General features: G+C 35.6%; 7 protein-coding genes. 5 read left to right on the top strand and 2 right to left on the bottom strand.

Going from position 1 to position 6,200, the window contains the following annotated elements:
- Nucleotides 1-232: 232 nt before the first annotated feature.
- The gene (locus tag B3Q46_RS00470; protein WP_175967108.1) at nt 233-730 is read right to left on the bottom strand and encodes a hypothetical protein; all 498 of its coding nucleotides are present in this window, start codon (nt 728-730) and stop codon (nt 233-235) included.
- Nucleotides 731-822: 92 nt separating this feature from the next.
- Here B3Q46_RS00470 and B3Q46_RS00465 point away from each other — a divergent pair, with 92 nt between their 5' ends.
- From B3Q46_RS00465 to B3Q46_RS00445, 5 genes are all read left to right on the top strand, one after another.
- Entirely contained in the window at nt 823-1,029 is a 207-nt protein-coding gene (locus B3Q46_RS00465) for a helix-turn-helix domain-containing protein (protein WP_175967106.1), read from the top strand.
- Nucleotides 1,030-1,095: 66 nt separating this feature from the next.
- On the top strand, nt 1,096-2,199 hold the full coding sequence (locus B3Q46_RS00460; protein ID WP_175967104.1) for a CBASS cGAMP-activated phospholipase: 1,104 nt from the start codon (nt 1,096-1,098) through the stop codon (nt 2,197-2,199).
- Nucleotides 2,196-3,497: a CBASS cGAMP synthase gene (locus B3Q46_RS00455; protein WP_175967102.1), complete on the top strand. Its 1,302-nt coding sequence runs from the start codon at nt 2,196-2,198 to the stop codon at nt 3,495-3,497. Before B3Q46_RS00460 ends, B3Q46_RS00455 begins: the two co-directional genes overlap by 4 nt.
- Before the next feature lie 4 nt (nt 3,498-3,501).
- The gene (locus B3Q46_RS00450) at nt 3,502-5,265 is read left to right on the top strand and encodes an E2/UBC family protein (protein ID WP_228761253.1); all 1,764 of its coding nucleotides are present in this window, start codon (nt 3,502-3,504) and stop codon (nt 5,263-5,265) included.
- A complete protein-coding gene (locus B3Q46_RS00445; RefSeq protein ID WP_175967100.1) occupies nt 5,255-5,716 on the top strand; it encodes a Mov34/MPN/PAD-1 family protein in 462 nt (153 codons plus the stop codon). The genes B3Q46_RS00450 and B3Q46_RS00445 overlap by 11 nt, the downstream gene beginning before the upstream one ends.
- A gap of 354 nt (nt 5,717-6,070) precedes the next feature.
- Here B3Q46_RS00445 and B3Q46_RS00440 read toward each other — a convergent pair.
- A partial coding sequence (locus B3Q46_RS00440) for a transposase domain-containing protein (RefSeq protein WP_031988222.1) occupies nt 6,071-6,200 on the bottom strand: 130 nt, incomplete at its 5' end.

Below are 6,200 nucleotides of genomic sequence, written 5' to 3'. Positions count from 1 at the left end.
ACCTCATGTTTGAATTCGCCACTTATTGTATAGAGATTTGTAGATTAAGAAAAAGACTAGTTAACTACGTAACGACATTTCCTTAGAAAACTTGACTGAAAATGAATATTTATAAGTCTTTCCTTAACTTAAGTTCAGTAAATTGACTGTCCAAGTAAAGAAAGAATAGGTGTCCAATATTAAGAGCTACTTAGTGTTCATTTATGTATGAATATGCAATTATCACAATTAATTAAACAGATTTATTGTTATTGTTGATAATACTATCCATTAGCTTAATGTTAGACTTAAGTTTTCTTATATCTTTTTCCAATACTTCTTTAACTTCAACGAAATATTTTTCTAATGAGTTATCATTAGATAATAAGTCTTTAATAAAATTTATATTTGCTTCCTTTTCTTCCACTTCATCTAGGAATAATATTTTTTTTCTAGAAAAAATATTATCTAGTTTAGCATTCCTATATTTTTTTCTTAACTCTTCTAATCTTGGAGTTTCACTGTACATGAATAATTGTTTACTTGATTGGTCTGTATCAATTTTCAAGTATTGACATCTTACAAGTACTTTCAAACCAGCATACATTTGACGTCTACATTTTCTTTCTTCGCAAAGCTTATTCAATTCCATTACTTGCCAAAAGTTTTTAGCTTGCCAATTAACAATTTTATGCTTATCAAATATTTCCAAAAACTCATTGTATAGAGGTAGATTTACGGCATTTTTCATAATCATATAGGTATTTAAAAAATACGGATTATAATCCGTGGATATATAGTCCTCAATTCTTGATATTTCTATTTTTGAGCAATTAGTTTCAAATGTCAGACTTATCAGTAGCGATTGGACAATTAATCCGCAATAAAAGAATTGAATCAAAAGTCACTCAAGAATCGTTAGCCCTTCAATGTGGTATTGATCGTAGCTATATGGGGCGTATTGAACGTGGTGAAGTCAATTTGACAGTAGAAAAACTTTATTTAATAGCATCTGTGCTAAAGGTTGATATAAAAATATTATTACCTTGAATTTTCTCCCTTGAAAAATATTTTTTGATCACAATATAAAAAAAATTAATAAAAAAAGAGAACACAATGAATACACTTCAACATCCAGAATCGCAAGGTACATCACCGCCAGACAATTCAGAAAAAATTAAAGTTTTAAGTTTAAATGGCGGTGGTGTACGTGGCCTCTTCACTATCAGCTTGCTTGCCCAACTTGAAACGATTATTGAAAAACGAGAGAAAAGAACTGGTGTCAAAATTGGTGATTATTTTGATTTGATCACAGGCACATCTATAGGCGGCATTCTAGCACTAGGATTAGCAAGTGGTAAAAGTGCGCGGGACTTGCAGGAAACATTTGAAAAAAGTGCACCTCATATTTTTCCTGCGAAACGTTTCAGATTCAAAAAGTGGATTACACCATTTTATCCAATCTACAAAAGTGATCCTTTGTATGAAACTGTGAAAAGTATGATTGGTGAAACCATTAAATTTGACGACCTTGAACGTCGAGTAATGATTACATCACTCAACCTATCTACAGGCAGACCAAAGTTCTTCAAGACACCACATAATCCTATGTTTACGCTTGACGGAGAAATTAAGTTGATTGACGCAGCGATGGCCACATCAGCTGCACCAACCTATTTCAAACCACATTTTATTAGCAAGCTAAATCACTATTTTGCTGATGGCGGATTAGTTTCTAATAACCCTAGTTTTATCGGTATTCGCGAAGTCTTGATAGATATGAAAGATGACTTTCCAACCGCAGAGCCTAAGGATGTGAAAATTTTAAATATCGGTACTCTGAGCGAAAATTACTGTATTGGGCCCAAGACGTTATCTGAAAAATGTTCAAAAGGTTACCTAGGTTTATGGGGAATGGGCGAGCGTCTTGTTTTAAGCACTATGACTGCAAACCAACACTTGCAACGTTTTATGTTGTTACGGGAGCTAAAAGTGCTTGGTATCTCCAATAATTACGTTGAAATTGATGAAACCATTCCAAATGAAGCATCTTCTGACATCACTTTGGATAACGCTTCACAGAGCAGTTTAAATGCCCTCAAAGGTATGGGGGAAAAATTGGGTGCTGAGAGATACAGTGAAGTTAAAGAATTGCGTGACTTCTTCCTGAAAACAGCAAAACCGTTTGTTAAATCTAATAATAATGGAGTAGCAGCATGACTTGGAATTTTCACAGTTACTATACTAATCGTGATGTCGGTCTAATTGGTCAGCTCATCCTTGCTGATCATGAGAAAGAGGGTCTAAAAGCGTTACGACAAATCGTCCGTGAACGAACACGAGATGTATTTGACGAGGCCAAACAACTTGTAAAATCATCTAAGCAATTTGATTCAGCACTACTCTTTCGTAATGAGTTCAAAAATACAAATTTCAAATATCTTCCAATTGATGATCAACGAAATTTATCTGAACTCATCATGGAACTTTCTCCTGATCTCAAAGATGAATTTATGAAGATCAATCCTCGCTTTTGGACGCAAGGAAGCTTCACGTACGACACATTGAATCGTCCATATAAACCTACTCAAGAAATGGACATTGATGATGGCACATATCTTCCGATGCAGTTCTTTGAAGATAAACCTGCAATTGGTCATCAACTTCTATTACTTTTGGTGGATGCATCTCTTAAATCTTTAGCTGCTGAACGCTATGGGTGGTCATTTGAACCTAAGGAAACGTGTGGTCGTATTAATATTCCAGCAAAAAGCGTTCATATAGATGTACCAATGTATGCAATTCCTTATGAGAAGTTTTTGGAAAAAGAGGTATTATTAAAAGAGGCTGCCAACAGACGATTTTCGATGGAAATGTACGACAGCATTTCAGTTGCCGACCATGCTCTCTATGATCAAATTGAAACTGACTGTGTAAATTTAGCTGTACGCAAGAATGATGCAAAATGGATTAAAAGCGATCCGAAAGATGTCCATTTATGGTTCCAGGATGCGTGTCAACGAACTGGTCAACATTTACGAAAAGTTTGTCGCATTCTTAAAGCATGGCGTGATGCTGGTGATTGGCAAGAAGGTAATGGTCCATCCTCAATTTCTTTAATGGCAGCAGTGGTAGACATCTTGGACTGTACTACTGTAGATCCGAAAGATTTTGGATTATTGATGCTGACAGTTGCAAGAAAACTTCCAGATGCTTTCCATAATGGTGTTGAGAGCCCTGATGAAAATGATGATCGCCCTTTGTTCCCTCCATACTATGAGCATGAACCTAGGCACAAAGAAGTTATGCAGAAGCTAGAGCAATTGGTTAAATCACTCGAATCCGCGTACACTGCATATACCAAGCAAGATGCTTTAGATATTCTTAATGGCGAGTACGGTGATCGAGTTCAAGATCTAAGTCTTATCGTGTCTCAAGCAGCAGCTCCTGCTTATGAAAGCGCTCCATCTAAAGCAAAAGAAGCTGCTATTATCAGCACTTCAATGAAAAGTGGTTGATTGAGTGTCAGAATTACATGCTGTGATGCTTGATTGCGGATATAAACACCTAGCAATCAAGCAACGAAATAGATATAAGGCTTTATGTGACATTGATGATAAATACCCTATTTACTTTAAAGAGTATTCAACATCTGAGGGTACTTTCACAATTGCTCTAGAAATTGGCTATGACGCATATACAATTTTGCCGTGGGCACACATCATCAGCAAACCTACAAAGTTTGATGATCTCCTGCTTCCACACGTTAATAATGGTGGATATCTTTGCTATGTTGAGCAAATGGAAGCCGATTGGAACCCGAATGATATTAGCAATCTATATAGGACTATAGATTGCCAGATCCAGCTTACTTTAGATAACTCAATTCAATCTTTAGCTAACGGTCAAATAGACCAAATTGAATTAGAGGGTGAGTTTGTTGCTTATTGGAAAGCTGAGAGAGCAACTTATGCTCTGACTGATTTGAACTCGCTGAATGGCGATGTTGCATATCTAACTCGAAATATTTCTACTGATGGATCTGATTACCTTGAATCTATTTTGTTTGGACAAAAAGATAAAGATATTCAGGCTAAATGGCTAAACCAAAGATCACTTAAGGAATTTGACTCACATAAACTTAATGTATTTCTTCTCAAAGTTAGACCAACAAAACTTTCCGGTATTCCTTGGCCTCCTAAAGATGCCAAAGCATTAATCCAATGGTTAGCTTTCGTAGATCATAATGCTAAAGCACATTTGATTAAATATTTTGTTGATCATCCTTATAAACACCATTTGATTGTTTTAGAGATAGATAAACAAGATACATTCGGGGTAATACTTGAACTGAATCAAACAGCAGTACAGTTTACAACATATGCTAATCCTAGAAAAAAAGGTAAAGGTGGACGTAAACTTAATTTGGTACGAGCAAGTCATGCTCTTACGGGCAAGTATGCCTTTAATAAATTCCAAAGAATTTCTTTTGTGAAGTCAGATAGAGATACAATCCTTTCCCGCAATCGATCTAGACCTGAAATTGGCGATTTACGAACGAAGAAAATTGCTTTAATTGGTTGTGGAACAATTGGTGGATACTTGGCTGAACTTTTAATTCGTGCCGGTGCTGGTATGGGAACCAAAAGTTTAGATTTATTTGATCATGATAAATATGGTCCGCACAATTTCAGTCGGCATACATTGACTAGCAGTAATTTTGGAAGATACAAATCAGAGGCTCTTAAAGATAGCCTTCAAAACTCAACGCACCTTATAGTCAAGATCAAAGCTTATAAGTGTGGATTTCCTATTATTAAAACCTACTTATCATATTACGACATCGTTATTGATGCCACTGGCCGAGCACCTGTATCAAAACGCTTAACAAAAGTTAGTCGAGAGATTGAAGTTAAGGATAGACCTATCATTGTTCATGGATTTAATGACGGCAATGGTATCGCATCAAAAGTATTCATTGATAGCTCAGATGGATGTTATAACTGTCTATGTGGCGATCCGGCTTTCTATAAAAATGGTACTGATATACGTTTTGAGAAGCTATTAAAAGTAAACAAAAAGAAAGTGTCATGTGGTAACACATACACACCATATGATGCAGCAGTTAGTGTTATGACAGCAGCATTGATGCAAGAAGCGGTTTTATCCACTTTAGAAGACAAAAGAGACTGGAATTATAAAGAACATATCTTCATGGGTAGCCGTACTAAAAAGCCGACTTGGATTAAAAAACAAGACTTTTGTGAAATCTGTAATGGTCGATAAAGAACTCGTTTTTAAATCTCTGGATGAGTCCTTAGTCGTAATCTCGACTGAAGTAGCAAATATATTGCTCTCATATCGGCAAATGAATGATTCTAGCCCAGAAAGTGCTGGAGTATTGATAGGTGAACGTAGAGATATCCATATAGTCATAACAGACTTATCTGAGCCAAGCCAATGGGACATCAGAAGCAGATTTATGGTGGATCGAATAAGTAAGCATCATCAAAAGGTTATTGATGATGCTTTTAAGAAAAGTAAAGGTAAATGGCACTACTTAGGCGAGTGGCATACACATCCAGAAGATGCCCCAAAACCTTCTATGACAGACTACACAAGTTGGCATAAAAACCTCAAATCAAAATTACCGCTGATTTTAATTATTGTTGGACGAACACATTTTTGGGTAGGTAAGAAAACCCAAGACAAGATTGAAATCCTTAAACAGATTTAGAATTATACAACTTACATAGCGTTTACTAGAGGCTGTAGTTATTTCTTTATAAACATCAAATAAATATATGCATTTACCTTAAGTTACCTCCTAGGTAAATTGAGAAAAACGTACATCATGATTGAAAATAAGTCTTTCATTAACATTTTTATTAACAATATTGTTTTGACATTACCATAAAAACACCTAGGATATGAACTTGGCCTATAAGTTAAATAAGGTTAATTACATGAAAACTAGGTCTGTTTCCCTCAATATATTCTTACAAAATTGTCAGTATGAGACTAGAGGGACTAATGATATTAAAATTATTTCCAAGCAATGTAAGCGTCCGCTGAATCCCATACCTATTTTTTAATTCGATTTAGGTTTCCAGCAGTGCGGCAGCAATTCTTCAATTTGGGTCACTTTGTGTGTCGGTAACCTTTTCAGCACATCACTTAAATAGGCATACGGATCCAAGCCATTCAGCTTTGCTGACTGG

This window comes from Acinetobacter sp. UBA2581, from assembly GCF_002339435.1.
Taxonomy (GTDB): Bacteria; Pseudomonadota; Gammaproteobacteria; order Pseudomonadales; family Moraxellaceae; genus Acinetobacter; species Acinetobacter variabilis.
The sequence above is the reverse complement of the archived record's forward strand: the minus strand, read 5'-3'. Positions and strand labels throughout refer to the sequence as shown.